At 68.2% G+C, this 24,741-nt stretch carries 21 protein-coding genes and 2 tRNA genes; 9 read left to right on the plus strand and 14 right to left on the minus strand.

The annotated features are described in order from the left end of the window. Positions 1-274 precede the first annotated feature (274 nt). On the plus strand, positions 275-3,454 hold the full coding sequence (locus BZG35_RS10930; protein WP_077355678.1) for an autotransporter domain-containing protein: 3,180 nt from the start codon (positions 275-277) through the stop codon (positions 3,452-3,454). A gap of 66 nt (positions 3,455-3,520) precedes the next feature. Here BZG35_RS10930 and BZG35_RS10935 read toward each other — a convergent pair. From BZG35_RS10935 to clpX, 3 genes are all read right to left on the minus strand, one after another. Continuing rightward, positions 3,521-3,597: transfer RNA gene (locus BZG35_RS10935), tRNA-Val, on the minus strand. Between the two features lie 117 nt (positions 3,598-3,714). After that, on the minus strand, positions 3,715-6,117 hold the full coding sequence (lon, locus tag BZG35_RS10940) for an endopeptidase La (RefSeq protein ID WP_077358060.1): 2,403 nt from the start codon (positions 6,115-6,117) through the stop codon (positions 3,715-3,717). A gap of 286 nt (positions 6,118-6,403) precedes the next feature. Next, positions 6,404-7,666: an ATP-dependent Clp protease ATP-binding subunit ClpX gene (clpX, locus tag BZG35_RS10945; RefSeq protein WP_013269160.1), complete on the minus strand. Its 1,263-nt coding sequence runs from the start codon at positions 7,664-7,666 to the stop codon at positions 6,404-6,406. Between the two features lie 192 nt (positions 7,667-7,858). On the opposite strand from clpX, the gene BZG35_RS10950 reads away from it, so the two are divergent. After that, positions 7,859-8,506 carry an HAD-IB family hydrolase gene (locus BZG35_RS10950; protein WP_371454786.1) on the plus strand — a complete coding sequence of 216 codons (648 nt, stop codon included), beginning with the start codon at positions 7,859-7,861 and terminating at the stop codon, positions 8,504-8,506. Here BZG35_RS10950 and BZG35_RS10955 read toward each other — a convergent pair. The 5 genes from BZG35_RS10955 to BZG35_RS10975 all read right to left on the minus strand — a co-directional run bounded on the left by BZG35_RS10955 (position 8,503) and on the right by BZG35_RS10975 (position 13,002). Beyond that, a complete protein-coding gene (locus BZG35_RS10955; protein ID WP_077355680.1) occupies positions 8,503-8,823 on the minus strand; it encodes a hypothetical protein in 321 nt (106 codons plus the stop codon). The genes BZG35_RS10950 and BZG35_RS10955 overlap by 4 nt on opposite strands. A 72-nt stretch (positions 8,824-8,895) precedes the next feature. Next, complete coding sequence (locus tag BZG35_RS10960; protein WP_077355681.1) at positions 8,896-9,537, minus strand: ATP-dependent Clp protease proteolytic subunit; 642 nt, start codon at positions 9,535-9,537, stop codon at positions 8,896-8,898. A gap of 84 nt (positions 9,538-9,621) precedes the next feature. Next, positions 9,622-10,530 carry a hypothetical protein gene (locus BZG35_RS10965; RefSeq protein ID WP_077355682.1) on the minus strand — a complete coding sequence of 303 codons (909 nt, stop codon included), beginning with the start codon at positions 10,528-10,530 and terminating at the stop codon, positions 9,622-9,624. A 48-nt stretch (positions 10,531-10,578) separates the two neighbouring features. Continuing rightward, positions 10,579-11,922 carry a trigger factor gene (gene tig / locus BZG35_RS10970; protein WP_077355683.1) on the minus strand — a complete coding sequence of 448 codons (1,344 nt, stop codon included), beginning with the start codon at positions 11,920-11,922 and terminating at the stop codon, positions 10,579-10,581. 144 nt (positions 11,923-12,066) lie between these two features. Then, a complete protein-coding gene (locus tag BZG35_RS10975) occupies positions 12,067-13,002 on the minus strand; it encodes a polysaccharide deacetylase family protein (RefSeq protein ID WP_077355684.1) in 936 nt (311 codons plus the stop codon). A 90-nt stretch (positions 13,003-13,092) separates the two neighbouring features. On the opposite strand from BZG35_RS10975, the gene BZG35_RS10980 reads away from it, so the two are divergent. Next, complete coding sequence (locus tag BZG35_RS10980; RefSeq protein ID WP_077355685.1) at positions 13,093-13,794, plus strand: MBL fold metallo-hydrolase; 702 nt, start codon at positions 13,093-13,095, stop codon at positions 13,792-13,794. 1 nt (position 13,795) lies between these two features. On the opposite strand, the gene BZG35_RS10985 is transcribed toward BZG35_RS10980, so the two are convergent. Beyond that, on the minus strand, positions 13,796-14,086 hold the full coding sequence (locus BZG35_RS10985; protein ID WP_077355686.1) for a hypothetical protein: 291 nt from the start codon (positions 14,084-14,086) through the stop codon (positions 13,796-13,798). Between the two features lie 96 nt (positions 14,087-14,182). On the opposite strand from BZG35_RS10985, the gene BZG35_RS17965 reads away from it, so the two are divergent. Both BZG35_RS17965 and BZG35_RS10990 read left to right on the plus strand, forming a co-directional pair. Then, complete coding sequence (locus BZG35_RS17965; RefSeq protein WP_171981940.1) at positions 14,183-14,329, plus strand: hypothetical protein; 147 nt, start codon at positions 14,183-14,185, stop codon at positions 14,327-14,329. A gap of 99 nt (positions 14,330-14,428) precedes the next feature. Next, a complete protein-coding gene (locus tag BZG35_RS10990; RefSeq protein WP_077355687.1) occupies positions 14,429-14,656 on the plus strand; it encodes a general stress protein in 228 nt (75 codons plus the stop codon). A 78-nt stretch (positions 14,657-14,734) separates the two neighbouring features. Here BZG35_RS10990 and egtB read toward each other — a convergent pair whose 3' ends face one another. The 4 genes from egtB to BZG35_RS11010 form a co-directional block, all read right to left on the minus strand. Next, a complete protein-coding gene (gene egtB / locus BZG35_RS10995; protein ID WP_077355688.1) occupies positions 14,735-16,900 on the minus strand; it encodes an ergothioneine biosynthesis protein EgtB in 2,166 nt (721 codons plus the stop codon). Positions 16,901-17,026: 126 nt separating this feature from the next. Then, a complete protein-coding gene (locus BZG35_RS11000; RefSeq protein WP_077355689.1) occupies positions 17,027-18,241 on the minus strand; it encodes an acyl-CoA dehydrogenase family protein in 1,215 nt (404 codons plus the stop codon). Between the two features lie 81 nt (positions 18,242-18,322). After that, the gene (locus tag BZG35_RS11005; protein WP_077355690.1) at positions 18,323-18,628 is read right to left on the minus strand and encodes an SCP2 sterol-binding domain-containing protein; all 306 of its coding nucleotides are present in this window, start codon (positions 18,626-18,628) and stop codon (positions 18,323-18,325) included. A 186-nt stretch (positions 18,629-18,814) separates the two neighbouring features. After that, positions 18,815-18,906, minus strand: a tRNA-Ser gene (locus BZG35_RS11010). Positions 18,907-19,006: 100 nt separating this feature from the next. Here BZG35_RS11010 and BZG35_RS11015 point away from each other — a divergent pair. The 4 genes from BZG35_RS11015 to BZG35_RS11030 are packed head-to-tail and all read left to right on the plus strand — an operon-like array spanning position 19,007 to position 23,913. Then, positions 19,007-20,572, plus strand: coding sequence for an exopolysaccharide biosynthesis polyprenyl glycosylphosphotransferase (locus BZG35_RS11015; RefSeq protein WP_077358062.1), 1,566 nt, complete (start codon positions 19,007-19,009; stop codon positions 20,570-20,572). Positions 20,573-20,585: 13 nt separating this feature from the next. Then, positions 20,586-22,034, plus strand: a complete 1,449-nt coding sequence (locus tag BZG35_RS11020) for a lipopolysaccharide biosynthesis protein (protein WP_077355691.1) — start codon at positions 20,586-20,588, stop codon at positions 22,032-22,034. Further along, a complete protein-coding gene (locus BZG35_RS11025; protein ID WP_077355692.1) occupies positions 22,031-22,966 on the plus strand; it encodes a glycosyltransferase family 2 protein in 936 nt (311 codons plus the stop codon). The genes BZG35_RS11020 and BZG35_RS11025 overlap by 4 nt, the downstream gene beginning before the upstream one ends. Further along, complete coding sequence (locus tag BZG35_RS11030) at positions 22,966-23,913, plus strand: glycosyltransferase family 2 protein (protein WP_077355693.1); 948 nt, start codon at positions 22,966-22,968, stop codon at positions 23,911-23,913. The genes BZG35_RS11025 and BZG35_RS11030 overlap by 1 nt, the downstream gene beginning before the upstream one ends. On the opposite strand, the gene BZG35_RS11035 is transcribed toward BZG35_RS11030, so the two are convergent. Further along, positions 23,897-24,706 carry a serine protease gene (locus tag BZG35_RS11035; RefSeq protein WP_077355694.1) on the minus strand — a complete coding sequence of 270 codons (810 nt, stop codon included), beginning with the start codon at positions 24,704-24,706 and terminating at the stop codon, positions 23,897-23,899. The two genes, BZG35_RS11030 and BZG35_RS11035, sit on opposite strands and share 17 nt — an antisense overlap. Positions 24,707-24,741: the final 35 nt, after the last annotated feature.

A 24,741-nucleotide genomic window follows, 5' to 3' on the forward strand; every position in this document is an offset into this window, starting at 1 on the left:
AGCGCGGACTTTCGGATGCGTGCGGACGATTTGCGCGAAGCCATGACTCGCCCCTACGCCCGGCGACCGCCAAGCTCAAGTCTGTTGGGTTGATCAATACCAGACCCGCAGTGACACCTGTTAGCACCGCCCCCTGGCAAACCCCGGCTCTGCCGACCGGCCATCGGCTTTAGCCTTGCAATCGCCTCAAATTCGCGAAACTTGAGACAGGTCGCGGCGGCCCTGTTATGAGGCCCGGCGCTTTTCGGCGTGTCCTTCCAGGGTGAATTTGCGAATGCGTAGACTGCTTGCGACCGCGGTGGCGCTAGCCCCCCTGTTGGCCGTCACCGGGGCTCGGGCCGAGGTCGTGATCTCGACGGCTCGCACGACACCCATTCAAACCTCTAACGCCACCGGCACGGCCGCGGACAACATCCGCTTCGCCAGCGGCGGCACCCTGACCCTGGCCAGCGGCGTGGCCGTGACGGTCGATTCCAATAACAGCGTCGATCTGGACAGCGGCTCGACCATCACCATGGCCTCCAGCGCCGACGGGAGCACAGCGATCCTGGTCGGTCCAGCCGCGACGACCGGCGGCGTCACCGTCGGCGGGACCGTCAACGTCTCCGACAATCTCGAGACCTATCCCGACACCGACAGCGACGGCGATCTCGACGGACCGCTGGCCAACGGGGCCAATCGCTATGGCGTGAGGCTGACCGGCCCGACCGCTTTGACCGGCAACGTCCTGGTCGAATCGACGGGCAATATCCTGGTCGAGGGCGCGGGATCGCGGGGGATCTCGATCGAGCGGGCGCTGAACGGCAACGTGACGAATTTCGGCACGGTCCGGGCGGTCGGCACCGATGCCGTCGCCCTGTCGACCACCGCCAATGTCTCGGGCGGCGTCAACGTCTCGGGCTCGGTGAACGCCCAGGGTCAGAACGCCAATGCCGTCAACATTCAGGGGGACGTCGGCGGTCGGCTGAACCTGCAGGGCGCCATCGCTTCGACCGGCTATCGCTACACGACCCGGCCGACCGCGGCTCAGATCGCCGTGCTCGAGGCCGACGACCTGTTGCAGGGGGGATCGGCGGTCGTCGTCGGTGGAAATGTCGGCGGCGGGGTCGTGCTCGATATCCGGCCTGCCGACGCCGATACGGCCAACACCGATGAGGATGCCGACGGCATTCTGGACGCCAACGAGGGCAACGCCGACGTTTCGGTCTTCGGCGCGGCCCCGGCCCTTACCGTCGGATCGGCGACCCGCGGGATCGCTCTGGGCGTCGCGGGCACGGGCAACAACGCCTATGGCCTGATCAACCGGGGCACGATCACCGCCAACGGCGTCTATGACGGCGTGGCCGCCACGGCGGTCCATCTCGGCGTCGCGGGTGGCCAGACGGTCAGCATCGCCGGCGGCATCCGCAACGAGGGCAGCATTCTGGCCGTCGGGACCGAGGCGGCCACCACGGGGGTGCGAATCGGACAGGGCACGGTCTCGCCGCGTTTCGACAACGCCGGCCAGCTGACCTCGGGATCCAGCGCGACGACGGCGCAAAGCGTCGTGGGCGTCGACATCGCGGCGGGCGCCAGTCTGCCGGTGTTCAACAATACCGGCTCGCTGCTGGCGACGGCGACGGGCGGTCTTGCCTCGACGACCGCCATCCGCGACGCGTCCGGTACCCTGACCTCGATCACGAACACCCGCTCCATCCAGGCCCTGCTCGCGGCCGCCGAGACGACCGGGGTCCTCACCGGCGCGACCACGGCAGTCGATGTGTCGGCCAATACGACGGGCGTGACCTATCGCCAGTACGGGGTCACCGGGACGCCGACCGCGACCGACCCGGACACCGACGGCGACGGCGTGCTCGACTCTCAGGAACCCGTCACGGTCGGCGCCCTGCGCTTCGGCTCCGGGGCGGACCAACTGCTGGTCGAGAACGGCGTGGTCGTGGGCGACGTCTCCTTCGGCGCAGGCGCGGACCGGCTTTCCCTCAGCGGCGGCGGCCGTCTGCAGGGCGCCGTGACCGATACGGATGGCCTGCTGACGATCGATATCGGCAACGGCACGCTGGATGCCCGTCAGACCAGCCGCACCAATGTGACCGGCCTGACGATCGGCGCGGCCGGCGATCTGATCCTGACGGCCGACCCGGCGGCCGGGACCAGCTCCGGGTTCCGGGTCAACGGCACGGCGAACCTGGCCAACGGCGCGGGCGTGGGCATCCGCTTCAACTCCCTGCTCGCGGCCCCCCAGCGGTTCACGGTCATCGACGCCGACACCCTGGTCAGCGGCACGATCGACCAGACGGCGGTGCAGGCCAACTCGCCCTATCTGTTCGTGGTCACCGCGGGCACCGACGTGGCCGCCGGCGACGTCTATATCGATGCGCGGCGACGCACCGCAGACGAGGCCGGTCTGATCCCGGTCGAGGCCCAGGCGTTCGACGCCGTCTATGGCAGCCTCGCGGGCAGTGGGGCCCTGCTGGACGCCTTCATCGCCCAGGGAACGCGCGAGGGCTTCGTCGAACTGTACGAACAGATGCTGCCGGATCACTCCGGCGGTCCCCTGCTGTCGCTGTCGGCGGGCGTGGATGCCGTGACGCGGGCCCTGACCGGGCGAAACGCCACGGTCGCACCGGGCGAGACCAGCGCCTGGATGCAGGAGATCAATTTCTACGCCGACAAGGACAAGACGGACACCTACGGGTTCCGGTCCGAAGGGTTCGGGGTGGCCGGCGGCCTCGAACGGGGCTCCTCGCTCGGCGCGCTGGGCGTATCCCTGGCCTTCACCTCCTCGGACATCGAAGACCCCGAGGCGGAGGCCGAGGAGATCCTGACGGCCAATCTGGTCGAGCTCGGGCTCTACTGGCGGGCCCAGGGCCAGGCCTGGACGACCTGGGCGCGGGCCGCCGGCGGCTACGCCACCTTCGATTCGACCCGCCAGATCGTGACCGAGACCCTGAACCTGCAGAACGAGTCGAGCTGGAACGGCTTCACCCTGGCCCTGGCCGGGGGCGCGTCGTACGAGCGGAACTTCGGCCGTCTCAGCGTGCGCCCGGAAGTCTATGCCGAGTATTTCTCGCTCAGCGAGGACGGCCACACGGAAGAGGGCGCGAACGACAGTTTCAACCTCGAGATCGAAAGCCGCGACGGCCACCTGTTCTCGACCGTGGCGGCCGTCAACATCGGCTATGGCTTCGGTCAGAACGGCTGGGTTCGGCCCGAGCTGCGCCTGGGATGGCGTCAGAACATCTCGGTCGACGCCGGCGAGACCTCGGCCAGCTTCATCTCGACCGGATCGGCGTTCCGCCTGACGCCCGAATCGATCGAGGGCGGCGGCCCCATTGCCGGCCTGAACCTCAGCGTCGGCAACGACCTGGGCAAGCTGTCGATCACGGCCGATGCCGAACAGATCGAGGACTACGTCCGCTACAGCCTGCTGCTGCGGGCCAGCTTCCGCTTCTGACCGCACGGGTCGAGGCCCAAGACAGAAAAGGCCGCCGGAGCGATCCGGCGGCCTTTTCGATGGGGGTGGTAGGCGGCGACGGGTTCGAACCGCCGACCCTCTCGGTGTAAACGAGATGCTCTGACCAGCTGAGCTAGCCGCCCATCCAGGGGGTGTGTTTGCCTGTACATCGCGCCGGCGTCCAGAACCCCTCCGTCACGGCTGTGAAGAACGGCCGCGCCACCTCCCCATGCACGAGCATGGGGAGGAGACGGTTGGACTCAGTGGCTGACGACGGTCGTGCCGTCGATCGGCGGGATCGTGGCGGGGGCGGGGTTCAGCGGCTCGGCCACCTCGTCCCATTCCACCGCCGTCAGCGAGCCGGTCAGGGCCCATTTCAGGGCCTCGTCGGCCGTCGAGATCGACACGATCTCCAGCGCGCCCTTCACATTGTCGGGCACATCGGCGAGGTCCTTCTCGTTCTCCTGCGGGATCAGCACGGTCTTGACGCCGGAGCGCAGGGCCGCGAGCAGCTTCTCCTTCAGGCCGCCGATGGCGGTCACGCGACCGCGCAGGGTGATCTCGCCGGTCATGGCGATGTCCTTGCGGATCGGCACGCCGGTCAGGACCGAGACCATGGCCACGGTCATGGCGACCCCGGCGGACGGACCGTCCTTGGGCGTGGCCCCGTCCGGCACGTGGACGTGGATGTCGATCTTCTCGAACACCGGCGGCTTGACGCCGAAGCTGAGCGACCGGGCCCGGACGTAGGAGGCGGCGGCCGAGATGGACTCCTTCATCACGTCCTTCAGATTGCCGGTGACGGTCATGCGACCGCGGCCCGGCATCTTGATCGCCTCGATGGTCAGGATCTCGCCGCCGAACTCCGTCCAGGCCAGGCCGGTGACGATCCCGACCTGATCCTCCTCGTCCGTCTCGCCGAAGCGGAACTTCTGAACCCCGGCGTAGGTCGCCAGCTTGGCGGCGTCGACGGTGATGGAGAGGGTCTTCTCCTTGGACATCTCGCGCACGGCCTTGCGCGCCAGACCGCCCAGGGCCCGTTCCAGCGAACGGACGCCCGCCTCCCGCGTGTAGTAGCGGATCAGGTCGCGGATGGTCTCCTCGGGCACGATGAACTCGGCCGGGGTCAGGCCGTTCTCGGTCGTGACCTTGGGCAGGACGTGACGCTTGGCGATCTCGACCTTCTCGTCCTCGGTGTAGCCGCTGACCCGGATGATCTCCATCCGGTCCATCAGGGGCTGGGGCATGTTCAGGCTATTGGCCGTGGTCACGAACATGACGTTGGACAGGTCGTAGTCGACCTCCAGATAGTGGTCGCCGAACGCATTGTTCTGCGCCGGATCCAGCACCTCGAGCAGGGCGGAGGACGGGTCCCCGCGCCAGTCGGCCCCCAGCTTGTCGATCTCGTCCAGCAGGATGAAGGCGTTGGTGGTCTTCACCTTCTTCATCGACTGGATAATCTTGCCGGGCATCGAGCCGATGTAGGTCCGGCGGTGACCGCGGATCTCGGCCTCGTCGCGCATGCCACCCAGCGACATCCGGACGTACTCACGCCCGGTCGCCTTGGCGATCGACTTGGCCAGCGAGGTCTTGCCGACGCCGGGAGGCCCGACGAGGCACAGGATCGGACCCTTCAGGCTGTTGGTGCGCGCCTGGACCGCCAGATACTCGATGATCCGTTCCTTGACCTTCTCGAGCCCGTAGTGGTCTTCCTCGAGGATCGCCTCGGCCTTGTTCAGGTCGATCGGCTTCTGCTTGGCCTTGCCCCACGGGATGGCCAGCAGCCAGTCGAGGTAGTTGCGGACCACGGTCGATTCCGCCGACATCGGGCTCATGTTGCGCAGTTTCTTGACCTCGGCCTCGGCCTTGGTGCGGGCTTCCTTGGACAGACGCGTCTTGCGGATGCGCTTCTCCAGCTCCATCACCTCGTCGCGGGCGTCGTCGGTCTCGCCCAGCTCGCGCTGGATCGCCTTCATCTGCTCGTTCAGATAATATTCGCGCTGGGTCTTCTCCATCTGGCGCTTCACGCGCGAGCGGATCTTCTTCTCGACCTGCAGGACGCTGATCTCGCCCTCCATCAGGCCATAGACCTTCTCCAGCCGCGCCGGGACCGCGATGGTCTCCAGCAGGGCCTGTTTGTCGGCGATCTTGACCGACAGATGGGCGGCGACGCTGTCGGCCAGCTTGGACGCGTCGGTGATCTGGGGGATGGAGCTGAGGGCCTCGGGCGGGACCTTCTTGTTCAGCTTCACATAGTTCTCGAACTGCTCGACCACGGCGCGCAGCAGGGCCTCGGCCTGGGACGGCTCGCCGGCCTCATCCTCGATCTCGACGGCCTCGGCCTCGAAGAACTCCTCTCGGTCGGTGAATCGCGTCAGGCGGGCCCGGCCCTTGCCCTCGACCAGCACCTTGACGGTGCCGTCGGGCAGTTTCAGCAGCTGCAGCACGGTGGCCAGCACGCCGACGGGATAGATGGAGTCAGGCGACGGATCGTCGTCGACGCTGTTCTTCTGGGTGGCGAGCAGGATCTGCTTCTCGCCCTTCATGATCTCGTCGAGCGCCCGCACGGACTTCTCGCGCCCCACGAAGAGCGGCACGACCATGTGGGGAAATACGACGATGTCCCGCAGCGGCAGGACGGGCAGGATTTTACTCTCGGACATGATGCACTCCTGGGCCATTGACGATCTCCGGCCCGCCACCCCCGACGCCCCGCGATATGCAGCGACACCCTGGAGCGGCCCGTCGATTCCGACGGCGTTCGAGGGAGTATGTGGCCCCTACCCCGCCCGGTTCAAGCGTGACGGGCGTTCCGTCCACGGAAGCCTCCCCGCGTACGGTATCGCACGCCCGGAGTGCAGCGCCCGTGCCACACGAAACAGCCCCGGAGCCTTTCGACCCCGGGGCTGAATGTCTGGACCGTCCGGCCGCGAAGCCGGAGCGACGCGATCAGGCCGCGCCGTCGGCCTTCTTCTTCTCGGCATAGATCAGCAGGGGCTGGGCGTTGCCCTCGATGACCTCGGCATTGACGACCACCTCCTCGACACCGTCGAAGGTCGGCAGTTCGAACATGGTCTCCAGCAGGATGCCTTCCAGGATCGAGCGCAGGCCGCGCGCGCCGGTCTTGCGCGTGATGGCCTTCTTGGCGACGGCGTTGAGGGCGTCGTCGGTGAAGGTCAGGCCGACGTTCTCCATCTCGAACAGTCGCTTGTACTGTTTGACCAGCGCGTTCTTGGGCTCGGTCAGGATGGTGACCAGGGCCTTCTCGTCCAGGTCCTCCAGCGTCGCCAGGACGGGCAGACGGCCGATGAACTCGGGGATCAGGCCGAAGCGCATCAGGTCGTCGGGCTCCACGCCCTTCAGGATGTCGCCGGTGCGGCGTTCGTCGACTTCCTTGACCTTGGCCCCGAAGCCGATCGAGGCGCCTGCGCCGCGCGCCGCGATCACCTTCTCGAGGCCGGCAAAGGCCCCGCCGACGATGAACAGGATGTTGGCGGTATCGACCTGCAGGAACTCCTGCTGGGGATGTTTCCGGCCGCCCTGCGGCGGCACGGAGGCGACGGTGCCTTCCATGATCTTCAGCAGGGCCTGCTGCACGCCCTCGCCCGAGACGTCGCGGGTGATCGAGGGGTTGTCCGACTTGCGGCTGATCTTGTCGATCTCGTCGATGTAGACGATGCCACGCTGCGCGCGTTCGACGTTGTAGTCCGACGCCTGGAGCAGCTTCAGGATGATGTTCTCGACGTCCTCGCCCACGTAACCGGCTTCGGTCAGGGTGGTGGCGTCGGCCATGGTGAAGGGCACGTCGATGATGCGGGCCAGGGTCTGGGCCAGCAGCGTCTTGCCGGAGCCGGTCGGCCCGATCAGCATGATGTTGGACTTGGCCAGCTCGACGTCGTTGTTCTTCGTTGCGTGGTTCAGGCGCTTGTAGTGGTTGTGGACGGCGACGCTCAGCACCTTTTTGGCGTGGCTCTGGCCGATCACATAGTCGTCGAGGACTTCGCGGATTTCCTTGGGCGTCGGAACGCCGTCCTTGGACTTCACGAAGCCGATCTTGTGCTCTTCGCGGATGATATCCATGCACAGTTCGACGCATTCATCGCAGATGAACACGGTCGGTCCGGCGATGAGCTTGCGCACCTCATGCTGGCTCTTGCCGCAGAAGCTGCAGTAGAGGGTGCTCTTGGCGTCGGTGCCGGCGGCTTTGGTCATGGACCCTTCTCAATCCCGCGCCCCAGAAAGGGAACGCGCTGTCTTCGCGTTGATTCCACCACTATGGACGCGAAGATATTCAAAAAATGACAATCCCCCATCCGAACCGCCGCGACAACCCCGCGAGAGCGAAGCGGGCGAGACGGACCGTGGACGGTACACGCTGGATGAGGATCAAGGCGAATGGGTGACATGGGAACCACACTGGGTTTTCGCCAGTCGGCGGAGGCCGGTCAGCCCGTCGTGGCCTTCGATTTCGACGGTACGCTGACGGTGCGTGACAGTTTCACCCAGTTTCTGCGCTGGCGCGCCGGCCGGCGCGGCTGGGCCCTCGGGCTCGTGCGCATGGCCCCCGCCACCGCCGCCTATGCGCGGAACCGGGATCGGGGTGAGATCAAGGCCGCCTCCGTGGCGGTGTTCCTGAAGGGCGTCACCCGCACGGCGCTGGAGCGCGACGCCGCGGCTTTTGCGGACCAGGTCTGGGACCGCTTCATGCGGCCGGACGCGCTGGCGACCTGGGACGACTGGGGTCGACGCGGCGCTCATCGCGTGATTGTGACCGCCTCCCCCTCCCTCACCGTCGCCCCGTTCGCCCGACGCCTCGGCGCCGAAGGCTTGCTGGGGACCCATCTGGCCTTCGATCAGGACGACCGGATCACGGGTGAGTTTTCCAACCCGAACTGCCGGGCGGAAGAGAAGGTGCGACGGTTGCGCGAAGCCTATGGCCCGGATATCCGACTGGCGGCCGCCTATGGGGACACCTCGGGCGACGCCGACATGCTGGCGATCGCGGACATTCAGGGCTTTCGCGTCTTCAGGGACCGGCCGGACCGCCGCTAGCGACCGTCGGCGTCCACGTCGAACACCACGACCTTGCCGCGCGAGGTCGGGTTCCAGCCGGCCGCGATGGCGGAGGTGACGGCGTTCTTGATGCTGTCGACGTTGATGCGCTGGCGTTCGAAATTGGGAATGCCGCTGGCGCGCATCACCATCGGAAACTGCACCAGGGCCTCGCGCTGGCCGTCGACCAGCTTCAGGGCGACGCCGATGCCCTGCCACTCATTGCCCGTGGTCCGCTGGGGCTGCCGCCGGACTTCCCATTCGTAGTCGTCGCCGTCGACGGTGACGACGCCCTTGAGGTCTCGTGTGTGTTGCATCGGAGGCTGATACCACAAACGGAAAGGGCGCGCCGATCATGGCGCGCCCTCTGCTTGGCTTTCGAAGTGCCCTCAGACCGTCTTGATGCCGTCGGCGTCGGCCTGGTCGCGCTTGTCATAGACGTGGTCGACGATGCCCCATTCCTTGGCCGCCTCGGCGTCCATGAAGTGGTCGCGGTCGAGAGTCTTCTCGACCTCTTCGTAGCTGCGGCCGGTGTGGTGGACGTAGATCTCGTTCAGGCGACGCTTGGTGTAGCGGATGTCGGCGGCGTGCAGCTCGATGTCCGACGCCTGGCCGCGGAAGCCGCCCGAGGGCTGGTGCACCATGATGCGGGCGTTCGGCAGGGCGATGCGCTGACCGGCGGCGCCGGCCGTCAGGATCAGCGAGCCGGCGGATGCCGCCATGCCCATGACCACGGTCGAGACCGGCGACTTGATGTACTGCATGGTGTCGTAGATCGCGAGCGCCGAGGTCACCTGACCGCCGGGGCTGTTGATATACATGCTGATTTCCTTCTTCGGGTTCTCCGATTCTAGGAACAGCAGCTGGGCGCAGATCAGGCTGGCCATGCCGTCCTCGAACGGACCGGTCAGGAAGATGATCCGCTCGCGCAGCAGGCGGGAGAAGATGTCGAAGGCCCGCTCGCCGCGGCTGGATTGCTCCACCACCATGGGGACGAGGTTGTTCGAGATGAAATCGATGGGGTCGCGCATTGTGTCTCGCTGATTGTCGGTCGGCACGACTCGAAGGGCCGTCCGTTCCTACCTGATATCGCGTTGCTTGGGCGGCTGCGCAAGTCAGGGGGCGTCCGCGGCTTCGCCCCTGAGTTCACGCGCCATGATTCGCGCCATTTCCCTGCGCTGATAAAGGGACCGCGTCTGCATCACCGAGCCATTGAGCCTGACCGGGGCTTCATACAGCGCCTTCAGATAGGCGCGGTCCCAGGCCGTGAGCCCGTTTTCGACATTGCCCTCATCCCAAAGCCCGAGGATCGTTGGACGGCCATTGCCCCGAGCGTCTGGGTCGACGGGGGCCAGGATCACCATCGCGACATAGTCGCCCAGGGCCTCGGCGCTGACGGTGCCCGTTTTGGAAAGATCCAGGATCACGAGCGTGGTCAGAAACGCCTCGCGTCGATTCTGGCCCAGGGCCATCTCGCCATTGGTGTCGCTCACCGTGGCGGGGCCACCCCAGATCGGAACGAGCACTCTGCCGTTGAAGTCATCGACCAGAGCCGAGATCGGCCACCATCGAACCGGCACATCGGCTGTCGCAAACCGGGCCAGGGCGCGACCGTCGCCCTGCGTCGGGCCGCTGGACGCTATGAAGCGACTGCGGAAGGCCCCGACCAGATCGGACGCCGTGAACCGGCCATCCGAGGTCGCCAGAATGGAGACGTTGGGCACGCACCCGGCCGACTGAACCTCGACCCCGACCTCGGCGGCGCGGACCCGAACTTGCGCGGCGATTTGCCCCGCCACCCTGTCCTGCAAATTGACGATCTGCAGACAGAGCGGCTTCTGCCAGGTCGCCAGGGACAGGGCATTGAGGGGTGAAGCGGAGAGTTCTTCCAGAAAGCCCCGGCTCTGCTCCACCACATTCGCATCGCCGGACACATACACGTCCGACAGTTCGGTGGGCGCATCCTGCGCCTGCGGCGTCAGCATCAGTGCCGCCGCCAGAATATACGCGGACATGAGCGCCATCAGTGGTTCTCCCCCGAGAGTCAGAACCGCATCATAGCACGTGGGCGCTTAACCTTCGTCTTCGTCCTTCAGCAGATCTTCCTTCGTGATCGGCGTCTCGGTCACCTCGGCCAGGCTGAAGATCAGGTCGCAGACCTTTTCCTCATAGATCGGGGCGCGCATCTGGGCGGCGGCGTTGGGGTTCTGGCGATAGAAGTCCAGCACCATCTTTTCCTGGCCCGGATAGTTGCGGGCCTCGGCCATGATGGCGTTGTTCAGTTCCTGGTCGGTGACGCCGACGTTGTTGGCGCGGCCGATCTCGGCGAGGACCAGGCCCAGGCGCACGCGGCGCTCGGCGATCTTGCGGTATTCGGCCTTCAGGTCCTCGTCGGACTTGGCGGCGTCGTCCTCGGGCAGGTTGCCGGCGGCCTTGTCGGCCTCGACCTGTTGCCAGATGCCGTCGAACTCGGCGTCGACCATCTTGGGCGGCAGGTCGAAGCTGTGGGCGGCGTCCAGCACGTCCAGCAGGCCGCGCTTCAGCTTGAAGCGGGCCTGGCCGGCGTATTGCTGGTTCAGGTTCTGGCGCAGCAGGTCCTTCAGCTTGTCGAGGCTTTCCAGGCCGATGCGCTTGGCGAAGTCCTCGTCGACGACCGACGGGGCCTCGACCTTGATGGCCTTCACCTTGACGTCGAAGGTGGCCAGCTTTCCGGCCAGGTTCTTGGCCTGGTAGTCTTCGGGGAAGGTGACCTCGATGGTCTTCTCCTCGCCGACCTTGGCGCCCTTCAGCTGCTCTTCGAAGCCGGGGATGAAGCGGTTGGAGCCGATCACCAGGTCCGCGTCCTCCGCGGCGCCGCCCTCGAAGGGTTCGCCGTCGAGCTTGCCCAGGAAGTCGATGGTCAGCTGGTCGCCGTCGGCGGCCTTCACGGCCTTGCCCTTCTTGTCTTCGTAGCTCTTGGCCTGGCCGGCCAGTTCGGTCAGGGCCTCGTCCAGATCGGCGTCGGAGGCCTCATAGGTCGGGCGCTCCAGCTTCAGGGTCTTGGGGTCGACCGGAGTGAAGTCGGGCATGACTTCCAGGGCCATTTCGTAGGCCAGGTCGTCCGACCCGGCCAGGACCTTGTCCATGTCCGAGGTCAGCTTCATGTCGGCCGGGGCGGCGGGACGGACCTTGATCTCGTCCAGGGCCTTCTGGCTGGTCTCGTTGATCGTGTCGTTGACGATCTCGCCCATCATCTCGCGGCCATAGGTCTTGCGCACGTGCGAGACCGGCACCTTGCCGGGGCGGAAACCCTTAAGCTTCATCTTCGGCGCGAACTCGGCCAGCTTGGCGTCCAGCTTGGCGCTCAGCTCGGTGGCGGGCACGGTCACGGTGATGACGCGGCTCAGACCTTCGGTGGACTTTTCGACGACTTGCATGACGGAATCTGACGCTCTGGGGGCGGCGACCCAGGCGGGACGCGCGCAAAGGATGGAGAAAGCAGAAAGGGCCGCCCCATCGGAGCGGCACCTCGAAGCCCGCCCTTATGTCGAGAGGGGCGTCAAAGGTCAACGCGAAGCAGACTAAAGCCCCCGGGCATCCATGGCCGCGGCTTCGTACGGGCCGTCCTCGCCCGGTGACCGAAGTCGGGCATCGAACCGCCCGTCGGCCTTCGCCAGTTGCCAGATCAGGCTGTTGGCGCAGGGCGCGATGTCCGGCTGGGACCGATACACGGGGTCGGCGTAGGCTACGTCCGCGTCGATGGCGGTCCAACCGGCCAGGCGGAAGGCCTCCAGAATGCGCGGCAGGAACAGGGCGGTCGTCAGCATGTGATGCAGGAGCAGGGTGTGCGGCGGCGAAGAGCCCAGCACATCGCGCGCCAGCCCGTCGTAGAACCGGGCGCGGTCCAGCAGGTGCGCGATCAGGTAGTCGCCATAGGGGGTGACGTCGGCCCCAGGATCGTGCGCCAACCGCGCCTGCAGTCGCTGGTTCACATACCAGTCGGAGGCATCGATGGTCACATAGGCGTTGTGGAGGTCACGCTGCCGCAGATCGGCGCGGAACCGGTCGCGCAGCGTCGGCGTCCGGCCCTCGGCCAGATAGGGGAAGCGGAACCAGGGCCGCCAGGTTGGATGGGCGGAGATCAGCACCGCTGTCTGGTCGATCTCGCCGCCGAGATCACCGGGCTCGGCACGGCCGAAAGAGGCGTGCGAATAGGTGTGGTTGCCGATCGCGTGCCCCGCCTCGGACCAGGCCGCGAGGTGGGCCGAGGCTGCGGGATTGTCGACGTGTCGCCCGGTGATCAGGCCGGCGGCCTGGATCCCGCCCGCGTCCAGCGCATCCAGGATGGCCCGGTGGCGCTGCGCACCCGTCAGCCCCGGCCCGTCCTCGAAGCGAAAATCATCCAGGGTGATGGCGAAGCGCGGCCCATCGGACGGCGAATAGGCCCTGGCCCCACCGGCGAGCACGACCGCCGACCCAGCGGCCAGCCCCGTCAATACCTGTCTGCGCGCGATCATGTCGCCCCCTCCGTGCTTCGCGCCAACCTATCGACCTTCGGCGGCGCGCGCTTGGCTTTTGCGACCCGAGCGAGACGGGTATGAGAGACCATGACCCAGTCCCCCTCCCCCGTCGGCGTCTTCGTCACGCCGGTCACGCCCCTGCAGCAGAACTGCACCACGGTCTGGTGCACCGAGACCTTGAAGGCGGCGGTGATCGATCCCGGCGGCAGCGTCGATGCGGTGATGGCCGAGGTTCGGCGGCGCGGCCTGGTTATGGATCAGATTTGGATCACCCACGGCCATCTCGACCATGCCGGGGGCGCGGCCGAGATGGCGGAGAAGTCCGGCGCGCCGATCGTCGGACCCCATCCGGCGGATCAGTTCTGGATCGACGGCATCCCTGCCCAGGGTCAGATGTACGGCCTGCCGGAGGCGCGCAGCTTCACACCGACGCGGTGGCTGGATGAGGGTGACACCGTCACGCTGGGGCACACACGTTGGGAGGTCCGCCACTGCCCGGGTCACACGCCGGGCCACGTGATCTTCTACAACGCCGCCGCGCGCTTCGCCCAGGTCGGCGACGTTCTGTTCAAGGGCTCGGTCGGGCGTACGGACTTTCCGCAAAGCGATCCCGACGCCCTGATCCGGTCGGTGGTGCAGAAGCTCTGGCCCCTGGGCGACGACGTCACCTTCGTGCCCGGCCACGGGCCCATTTCCACTTTGGGCGAAGAGCGGCGCACCAATCCGTTCGTCTCGGATCGGGCGCTGGCCGGAGCGCCGCCGACACGGGCGGCGTCCGGCCCGGCCTAACCTAGCGGCGCAGCAGGATCCCGATCACCACGCCGATCCCCAGCGCATAGAGGGACGCCTTGAGCGGCTCCTCCTCGATACGGCCGCGGGCCACGGCGGCCTGCTCGCGCGCCCAGTCGCGGCCCGCGTCGACGTCGTTGCGAACGGCCTGACGCAGACCCTGGGCGCGCGCCTCCGTTCTAGTCTCGCCCTGTTCCATCCAGCGATCACCGGCCCGATCCAGATCGGCCCGGTCGCTGTCCAGATCGTCGACGATGTCATCCAGAGTGGGGTTGGTGTTGATGTCGGTCATGGGAGGATCCTCGAGCAAGTTGACTGGTGCCGGATGAACCCAATGGCCTCCCGGCGGTTCCCCTGAGAGGCCGCTTCCGGTCCCGGAGACCTCCCGATGACAGACCCGACCCCCCAGCCCGAAATCCCCCCGATCGACCCCTCGCCCATGCCGCCGGAAATCGATCCGGCCGGCACACCGGACGAGATGCCGCCGCAACCGGGCGACAACGACGGCGGTTTCGAGCAGCCCGGAACCTACTGATTCGCATGGGCTTGAAATCGTGGGTGTTTGGGAACCTTGGCGGTCGGCTTGGGTTAATCCGACAGCAGCCAACAGATAGCCAGTAGAGGGAAATTCAGCATGGCACAGGGTATGCCCACCCGCCCTTCAGGGGTGTCCAAGCGAGGCTTCGCCTCGATGGATCCGGAACGTCAGCGCGAGATAGCCCGCAAGGGCGGCGCCAGCGTCCCGAGCGAGAAGCGCAGCTTTTCTCAGGACCGCAGCCTGGCCGCCCAGGCGGGCCGCAAAGGCGGCGAAGCGTCCCACGGGACCCGTCGTCCCGAGGACGTCGAGGGCCAGGCGGAATAGTCGCTTCGGCTTCATAGACAGACAAAAGGGCGGCCGGTGCATCACCGGCCGCCCTTTTCGTTGCCCCCCCGACCGTATTCAGACCGAGTTGGACAGCAGGGCCAAGGCGACCGAGGGCTGATCGCTTGTCTCCAGCACGGTCATCGCCCAGCCCGCCGCTGTGGTCAGGGCGCGAAGGCTCTCCGGCGTGAACTTGCGCGAGCTTTCCGTGTGGATGGTCTCGCCCGCCGCGAAGTGGAAGGCGCGCTCGCCGATCTGGACCGTCTGGGGCGTGGTCGCTTCCAGATGCATCTCCATGCGCGATTCCGCAGCGTTCCAGGGTGCCCGGTGACGGAAGGCCGCGACGTCGAAGTCCGCGCCCAGCTCGCGGTTGGCGCGCGTCAGCAGGTTCAGATTGAAGGCGGCGGTGACGCCCTGGGCGTCGTCGTAGGCAGCAACCAGCAGGTCTTCCGCCTTGACCAGATCCACGCCGAGGATGAACAGCGCCCCCGGCCCCAGCCGCTCGCGCGCCTGACTCAGGAAGCCGATCGCCTGCGCCGGCTCCAGATTGCCGATGGTCGAGCCTGGGAAAAAGCCGATCCGACGTCCGCGGCCCAGCTCCGGCAGCGGGGCGAGGTTGAGGAAATCCCCGACCATGGGCACGACCTCGATGGCCGGATAGGCTTCGGCGATCCGCGCCGCCGCGGCGTTCAGGGCGTCGGGGCTGATGTCGATCGGCACATAGGCGGCCAGGGTCGGGGCGGCGTCCAGCAGGATGCGGGTCTTCTCGCTGGCGCCCGATCCGAATTCGACCAGCACGGCGTCGTCGCCGAAACCGGCGGTCAGTCGAGGCGCGATGGCCTGCAGCAGCGCCGCCTCCTGCCGCGTCGGATAGTATTCCGGCAGGCGGGTGATGTCCTCGAACAGGTCCGAGCCGGCGGCGTCGTACAGCCATTTCGGCGAGACGGTCTTCTGCGGCAGCGACAGCCCCGCCAGCAATTCGGCGCGGAAGCGCGCGGTGTCCATGTCCTCGATCCGGGGGCGCGCCCCGGCGGTCGCATCGGCGGCCAGTCTCAATCCCATGAACGCCCACCTTTGCTGCGGATAGAAGAAGTTGCGGTATGTGGCCCGGGCGTGCCCGGGCGGCGTCGCCAGGCTGCCGCCCCTCAGCACCCGCTGATTGGCCATGAATTTCCCGTTGTATTCGGACGCCGTGCCCTCGGTCGGGCGGAAGCGAGGATAGGGCGCATAGGCGCTCGCCGTGTGCTGCCACACCTCGTTGAACAGATTGGAGAAGACGGCCGGCGCGGTGGCGACGGCGCTTTCCCATTCGGCCTCGGTCGGCAGGCGCTTGCCGGACCAGGCCGCGAAGGCCTCGGCCTCATAGGCGCTGATGTGGCGGACGGGAGCGTCCGGATCGACGGGCCGACGGCCGGCCAGGCCGAGCACCGTCCACGTGCCCTGGTCCTCGCGCCAATAGGCCGGCGCGGTCCAGCCTTCGGCCTTCACCGTGGCCCAGCCGTCGGCCAGCCACAGCTCGGCGCGGCGATAGCCGCCGTCGGTCATGAAGGCCAGCCACTGACCGTTGGTGACCAGGTCGTGATCCAGCTGGAAGGGTTCCAGCCAGACCCTGTGATTGGGGCCTTCGTTGTCGAAGGCGAAGGTCTCGCCCGCGTGGCCGATATCGACCAGGCCGCCCTCGAACCGGGTCGCCCCGCCGCGCGCGGGCTGAAGCGCGCCGCCGGGACGGGGTTCGACGCTGTACGCGGCCGGGTCCAGCGGCGAGCGCGACATCAGGTGCAGCAGGTCCATCAGGAACAGCTCCTGATGCTGCTGGTCGTGATGCAGGCCGAGGACGAACAGGTAGCGCTCGGTCTCGTCCAGACCCCGCGACAGCCGCGCCTCCATGCGCCGGTCGATCTCGGCGCGATAGGCCATCACTGCGTCGAGAGACGGCCGGGTCATCAGCCCGCGCTCGCCGCGCTCGACGCGCCGGCCCAGGCTCTCGTAGTAGGAGTTGAAGAGCTGCTGAAGGCGGCCGTCGACGGTCTGATAGTCCGGGTCCCGGCCCAGGATCATCGCCTCGAAGAACCAGCTGGAGTGCGCCAGATGCCATTTGGCGGGACTAGCGTCGGACATCGACTGAGCCGTCAGATCCTCGACGGATAGTCCGACGGCAAGGCCGGGCATGGCGGCGCGGACCGCGCGAAACCGTTCGATATCGGAGGACGTCTCACGCGGCGCGAGCCAGGGGGAAGACGACATATAACCTGCTCCGTGCCTACTGGGATAACCCGTGAGGCGATCCGAGTTTAGGCTAACACGGACGTTCTGCTTTCGTTGCCGCACAATCCGGCGGTGCGACACCGGGCACCGCCGCGCCCTCCCCGGTCAGCGGACCGGTCGTCCGCCGTGCTTGGCGTATTCGAGGCGGGCGATGGTGCGGTTGTGGACCTCGTCCGGGCCGTCGGCCAGGCGCAGGGTCCGCACCGTGGCGTACATCTCGGCCAAGGGCGTGTCGCCCGAGACGCCCGCCCCGCCGAACGCCTGGATGGCGTCGTCGATGATCTGCAGCGCCATCTTGGGGGCCGCGACCTTGATCTGGGCGATCTCGGACTTGGCGTTCTTGACCCCGGCCTGGTCGATCATCCAGGCGGCCTTCAGCACCATCAGCCGGCACATCTCGATGTTGGTGCGGGCCTCGCCAACGCGCTGCTCCCAGACCGAATGCTCGGACAGGGTCTTGCGGAAGGCGGTACGGTTCAGCAGCCGGTCGCACATCAGCTCCAGCGCCTTCTCGGCCGCCCCGATGACGCGCATGCAGTGGTGGATGCGGCCGGGCCCCAACCGCCCCTGGGCGATCTCGAAGCCCCGCCCCTCCCCCGCGATCAGGTTCTCGACCGGCACCCGGACGTTGTCGAGCACGACCTCGGCATGGCCGATCGGACGCTCGTCATAGCCGAACACGGTCAGCATCCGTTCGACGCGGAAGCCGGGCGTGTCCGTCGGCACCAGGACCTGGGACTGCTGGGCGTGGGTCGCCGCGCCCGTGTCGGTCTTGCCCATGACGATGGCGATGGCGACGTTCGGGTGGGCCATGTTGGTCGACCACCATTTGCGGCCGTTGATCACATACTCATCGCCCTCGCGCACGATCGAGGTCTGGATGTTGGTGGCGTCCGACGAGGCCACGGCGGGCTCGGTCATCAGGAAGGCCGAGCGGATCTCGCCGGCCATCAGGGGCGTCAGCCAGCGGTCCTGCTGGGCGGCGTTCCCGTACATATGGAGCACCTCCATATTGCCGGTGTCGGGGGCGTTGCAGTTGAATACCTCCGGTGTCCACAGGCCCGCCCGGCCCATGGCCTCGGCCAGGGGCGCGTATTCCAGGTTGGTCAGGCCCGTGCCGTGCTCGCCGGGCAGGAACATGTTCCACAGCCCCGCCTCGCGCGCCTCGGCCTTCAGCGCCTCCATGGTCGGGGACGGGGTTGTCGGATCCGCATGGACCTCGCCCCAGTAGTCGGCGGCGCGCGGCAGCACCTTGTCGTCGAGGAAGCGGTTGACCCGTTCCTGCCAGTGCAGGGCGTGATCCGAATGTTTGAAATCCATCGTCGGTGTCCTCCCGAGACACACAAACGGCGCGACCCCGGGGGGCCGCGCCGCTCTGTTCTTTTTATTGTTTCGGCACGCTTAGCGCTTGAGCAGCGGGATCAGCTTCTGCGCGACCATCATGTCGCCGGCGATCTTCAGCTTGCCCTGCATGAAGGCCATCATGCCGTCCAGCTTGCCTTCGGACATGGCGATGAAGTCGTCCCACGAGACGCTGACGGTGGTGTCGGCGGGCTTGTCCTCATTGGTGACCGAGTTCGGCACCGAGGCCCCGTCGATGTAGATCTTGCCGGCGTCGCCCATGTCGAGCTTGACGGTCTTGCCCAGACCGGAGTTGTCGCCGACGCGAGCGCGGATGTGTTCGGTAACCTGAGCCAGATCGGCCATGTTTGCTCTCCTGGAAGCGATGAAGCCGGAGACCTAACCCTCCCGGGCGGCGGTCACAAGATCACGTCGGGGAAAGCGGAGAGCTTGACGCTGCAGGCAACCCTGCTTCGCCGCGGCTTCGCCGGGCATCCTGCTGCGCGCGTTCAATGGGCTGTCCTGCGAAGCGCGGTTTCGCGCGAAGCAGGATGGCGGAGACGGAGGGATTCGAACCCTCGATACCCCTTACAGGGTATGACGATTTAGCAAACCGTTGCCTTCAGCCACTCGGCCACGTCTCCGGCAGGACGGCTCGATAGCGGAGGCCGGGCGGCGGCGCAATCGGCGAAATCAGGATCGTCCGTTAACGCGACATCCACGGGGGCCATGCAGGATGGCCGCATGACCAAGGCCCTCAATCTGGATCGCGCGACGGCGCCCCGGCGGGATGCTGCGAGCATGGATGTGACGGAGCCCCAAGCCCCGGTCGCGCCGCCGCTGGCCGTTCCCGCGCAGGGCGTCGCGCGGCGCGGTCCGTTCCGCCCCGAGGTGTGGCTGAACGCGCGGCAGAAGGGGGCGTCGCGCCTGGCCGTGCACTGGTTCCGCAGCGCCGACATCGCCGTGGTCGTGGCCATCACCGTCGGCGCGGGCTGGGGGATGAGCCCTCAGGGTCTGCTGGCCATGCCCCTGTCCCGGGCCCTGCCCCTGGCCTTCGGCGCGGTCGTCGTCCTGGGACTGATGCGATCGCTGGGCCTCTACCGGTTCGCGCGCGGTCAACGCGTTGCCGCCCATCTGGCGGCGGTGTGCGGCGTGGCCGTGGGCGGCGGCCTGTGCGCCATGCTGCTCGAGGTCGCCCTGACCGGCGCCGGCCCGGCGCTGGGCGACTATGGGGCATGGACGGCTGCGCTCATGATCGCGCTGTACGGCCTGCACATGGGCTGGAGCCGCATGGTTCTGGACTGGCGAAGCAGCGGGGCCCTGACCCCCAGCATCGTCCTGGTCGGGGCCACGCGCCATGCCGAGCAGCTGATCCGCGACGCCCTCCAGCGCCGCGACATCAACGTGCTGGGCGTGTTCGACGACCGTCTGGCGCGCTCGCCCGACAGTATCGAGGGGGTGCCGGTGCTGGGCGACGCCGAGGCGCTGATGACCCACCGGATGACGCCCTATGTCGACCGCATCGTCCTGGCCATCGACCCGAAGGCGGAGAAGCGGGTCCGCGAACTGACCGCCCGCCTGTCGGCCCTGCCGAACGAGGTCACCCTGCTGATCGACCCGGTCGATGCGGGCGAACGCAGCGCGGCGCTGGACCGGCTGGCGCGCGCCCCCCTGGCCTCGCTGGACGGCCCGGTCGACGACGACCGCCGCGCCTTCAACAAGCGGATGCAGGATCTGGTCATCGGGCTGCTCGCCGTCGTGTTGTTGTCGCCGATCATCCTGCTGACGGCCCTGGCGATCACGCTGGACAGCCCGGGGCCGGTGTTCTTTCGCCAGCGTCGCCACGGCTTCAACCACGAGGAGATCGTGGTCTGGAAATTCCGCTCGATGCGGCCCGAGGTCGCCGACGCCACCGCCAGCCGGCAGGTCACGTGCGACGACGACCGGGTCACGCGCCTGGGCCGTCTGCTCCGCTCCACCAGCCTGGACGAGCTGCCGCAGCTGTTCAACGTGCTGAAGGGCGAGATGTCGCTGGTCGGTCCCCGCCCCCACGCCATCGGCATGAAGACCGGCGCGGTCGAGAGCGCGCGTCTGGTCGCCGAATACGCCCATCGGCACCGGATGAAACCGGGCATGACCGGTTGGGCCGCCATCCACGGCTCGCGCGGCCCGCTGCACAGCGCCCAGGACGTGCGCCGGCGGGTGCAGCTGGACGTCGACTACATCGAACGCCAGTCGCTGTGGCTGGACCTGTATATCATGGCCAAGACCCTGCCCGTCCTGCTGGGCGACCGGGTGGCCGTCCGATGATCGGGCGTCGCTGATGTTCTGGCGCGGCGTCTGGGGTTATCTGCCCGCGAATATCGTCCAGGGGCTGGTCGGGTTCGGGGCCATCGTCGTCTTCACCCGACTGCTCAGCGCCGAGGATTTCGGCCGCTATGCCATCGCCTTTTCGGTCATGACCCTGGTCCATGTCGGAACCTTCAGCTGGCTGGAGGCGTCGATGGCGCGCTTCTGGGCGGCGGAGCAGGACCAGGGCCTGGCCGACCATTTCGCCACCCTGTATCGCGCCACCGCCCTGATGACGGCGGCGATCCTGCCGCTCGCGGCCCTCGGGTTGTGGTTGGCCCCGATCGGCGAGGGGCTGAAGCTGGCCATCGGGATCGGACTGGCCGGTATCCCGATCCGGGCCCTGGCCAAGCTGGCGCAGGAACGGTTCCGCGCGGCCGGCGAGGTCGGCAAGTCGGCGACCATGGACATCGGCGTCACCCTGACCGGCTTTCTGATCGGGGCCGGCTGCGCGCTGCTGGGCGTCGGGGCCGCCTCGCCCCTGGTCGGCCTGGCCGTCGCCCCCCTGCTGGCCCTGCCCTTCGTCCTGCCGGGCGAGCTGAGGCGGGCGCGCGGCGGGGTCCACCACCGCGATCGGCTGTTCGGCTATGCCCGCTACGGCTATCCGATCGCGGCGGGGCTGGGCCTGTCGCTGATCATGGCCTCCACCGACCGGTTTCTGCTGGAGATCTTCATGGGGCCCGCCGCCGTCGGAGCCTATCACGCCGGCTACAGCCTCTCGAGCCGGACGCTGGACGTGCTGTTCATCTGGCTGGGGGCGGCCGGGACCCCGGCCCTGATAGGGGCCTGGGAGCGCGGCAGCCGCGAGGCCTTCATGACCGCCGCCCGCGAACAGGCCTCGACCTTCCTTTTGATCGGCCTGCCCGCCGCCGTGGGCGTCGCCCTGGTCGCCCGGCCCCTGGCCGACTTCATGATCGGCGAAGACCTGCGCGGCGTGGCCGCTTCCGTCACGCCCTGGATCGCCCTGTCGGCCCTGCTGTCGGGCCTGACGTCCTACTATCTCAGCCAGGCCTTCGTGCTGGGTCGGCGCACCGACCGGCTGTTGCTGACCCTGTGCATTCCCGCTTTGTCCAATGTGATCCTGAACCTGATCCTGGTGCCGCGGATGGGGGTGATGGGGGCGGCCGTGGCCACCACCACCAGCTTCGGCATCGGCGCCCTGGCCTCCATCACCATGGGGCGCGGGATCGTCGCCATGCCCATCCCCTGGACCACCCTGTCGCGCTGCGGCCTGGCGTCCGGCCTGATGGCCGCGGCGGTGCTGCTGTTGCCCGCCCCCGGCGGGATCCTGGAACTGGGGCTCAAGGCCGGCGGCGGGGCGCTCGTCTATGCGGCCGCGGCGTGGAGCCTGAACGCCGCGGGCGTCCGGGATCTGGCGGCCCGGCTGATCGCCGCCCGCGCCGAGCCGAGGCCGGCCGCATGATCCTTCCCCTGGTCACCGACAATGCCTCGCGGGCATCCGCCACGCCCGCCGTCTCGGTGCTGATCCCCTTCCTGCGCGACGACCCGACCGACCTGCTGGGTCTGCTGGACGCGGAAGCCGGGGCACTGGGCGGTTCGGTCGAGATCGTGCTGCTGGACGACGGCACGGGCGACACCGTCCTGACCGAACGGCTGCAGGCGACGATCCGGGCGATGGCCCTGCCGGTCCGCCTGATCACCCTGACCATGAACGAAGGCCGGTCGAAGGGCCGCAACCGCCTGGCCAAGGCCGCGCGGGGCGGCAGTCTGCTGTTCCTCGACAGCGACATGCGGCCCGACCATGGCCGGTTCCTGTCGACCTGGGCCGATCTGGTGGCGCGCGAGAACCCGGCCGTGGCCTTCGGCGGCTTCTCGCTGCTGCAGGCCCCGACCGACGCCCGGTTCGCGGTCCACCGGGCCATGGCCGCGCGCAGCGAGTGCGTGCCCTACCAGGAGCGGGCCAAGACGCCGGAGAAATACGTCTACACCTCCAATCTCCTGGTCCGGCGCGACGTGTTCGAGACCGAGGCCTTCGACGCCGAATTCACCGGCTGGGGCTGGGAGGATGTGGAGTGGGCCATGCGGGTCGCGCGCCGCTTCGCCGTGGTCCATGTCGACAACCCGGCCACCCACATGGGGTTGGACACCGTCGAGGCCCTGGCCGGCAAATACGAGCAGTCGGCCGTCAATTTCGCCCGTGTCGTCGCCCGGCATCCCGACATCGTCAGCGGCTATCCCAGCTACAAGGCGGCCAAACTGCTGAAGCGCGTCCCAGCCCTGGCGTCGGTCCGGCCGTGGATCAGGCGCGCCGCCGTCGCGGGCTGGCTGCCGAGCGGGGCGCGGGCCTTCTCGCTGCGCCTGTACCGCGCCGCCCTCTACGCGGAGACGGTGTGATGGGCGACGTCTCGGTGATCGTGCCGACCATGCGCCGGCCGGATAGTCTGGAACGGGCGCTGCGGTCGCTGTTCGCGCAGAGCGGCGTCGCCGACCGGCTGACCTCGATCGTCGTGGTCGACAACGATCCCGCGGGCACGGCAGCCTCAGGCGTCGCGCGTCTGGCGCCGGACAGTCCCTGCCCCCTGATCTATCGGCACGCGCCGCAGCCCGGCGTGGCCACCGCCCGCAACGCCGGTCTGGCGGCCACCGAGGCCCCCCTGATCGCCTTCCTGGACGATGACGAGGCGGCCTCGCCCGGGTGGCTGAAGGCTCTGCTGGACGCCCAGACGCTGACCGGGGCCGATGCCGTCTTCGGACCGATCACCGGTCGCGTGCCCGAGGGCACCGGCTGGGCCACCCCCCACCTCGAGCGGTTCTTCGGCCGCGAGTGTCCGACGTCCACAGGGTTGATCAACCACAGCTACGGCTGTGGAAACTCCCTGCTGGTGCGCGCCACCGCCCTGCCCGGCCCGGCCCCCCTCGATGCGCGCGCCGACCAGAGCGGCGGCGAGGACGACGTGCTGTTCGCGGCCCTGGCCGCGCGCGGCGGGCGTTTCGGCTGGGCCGCCGAGGCCCGGGTCGAGGAGTTCGCCCCGCCGCACCGCGCAACGATGCGCTATGCCCTGTCGCGCGCCTTCGCCTATGGCCAAGGCCCGAGCCAGACGGCGGCCAAGGCCGGAAACTGGCCGGGCGTGGCCCGCTGGATGCTGATCGGCGCCGCCCAGGCCGGGGTCTGGGGCGTGGCGGCGATCGCCCTGACCGTCGTCGCCCACCCGGCCCGCGCCACGATGTTGGACCGCGCGGCGCGGGGCCTGGGCAAGCTGTTCTGGACCCAGGGGTTCGAACCCCGCTTCTATGGCGCGCGCGAACTGGCCCGGCTGGACGGGCTCAGGGCCCCGGCCTAGACCCCGGGGCGTCCAGCAGGGCGATCGCCTCGCGCACGTAGGCCGCATGGGTGACCACGCCGATGTCCAGCGCCTCGTCCCTCACCCACACCTCTTCGCTCAGCAGGCCAGCGATGAAGGCCGTGTCCGGCGCGATGGTGCCGGGCCGTTTGCGGGCGCTGGGCGTCCAGAAGACCGGACCGCCGGAGTTCCCGGGGAAGACGGCGAAGTCCAGCAGGAAGGTCGGGAAGGCGTCGACGGGCGACAGCGGCCAGGAGGCGATCCGCCCGACCCGCAGGATCGGAAATCCGGCCCGGTTGGCGGACAGGCCGCGCGGAAAGCCGAGCGACAGCAACTCATCGCCCGGCCCGACCTGCAGGGCCTCGAACGTCGTCCGGTCGGCCAGCCAGGCCAGGGGAATGGCCGCTCGGGCGAAGGGTTCGGGGGCCACGATCTCCATGACCGCCACGTCCTGATCCGGATGCCGTGTCCATAGGGCGGCGCCGGCGTCATCGCGGATCGACAGCGGCTGCGGATCGAACCGCCAGGCCCCCTCAGCCAGGGCGATGCGCCAGCCGATCCGCGCCTGAGGCTCCGGCATTTGTTCCAGCACATGGGCGGCCGTCACCAGAACCACGCGCGGCGTCCCGTCCGGCCGGGGGGCCTGGATCAGGAAGCCGGTGCCGACGGTCCGGGTGCCGGGCCCGGACGGCTGGTCCAGTTGGACCGTCGCGTCGATCAGGCCGACCGTCAGATCCCAGACGGGCGGCGCGACCGGCGGCGGGGCCTCCTGAACGGGCGGGGTTTGGAACATCGTTCGATCTCCGGTCACGGCATTTGACGCAGGCC

Origin of the sequence: Brevundimonas sp. LM2 (genome assembly GCF_002002865.1) — a bacterium.
Lineage (GTDB): Bacteria > Pseudomonadota > Alphaproteobacteria > Caulobacterales > Caulobacteraceae > Brevundimonas.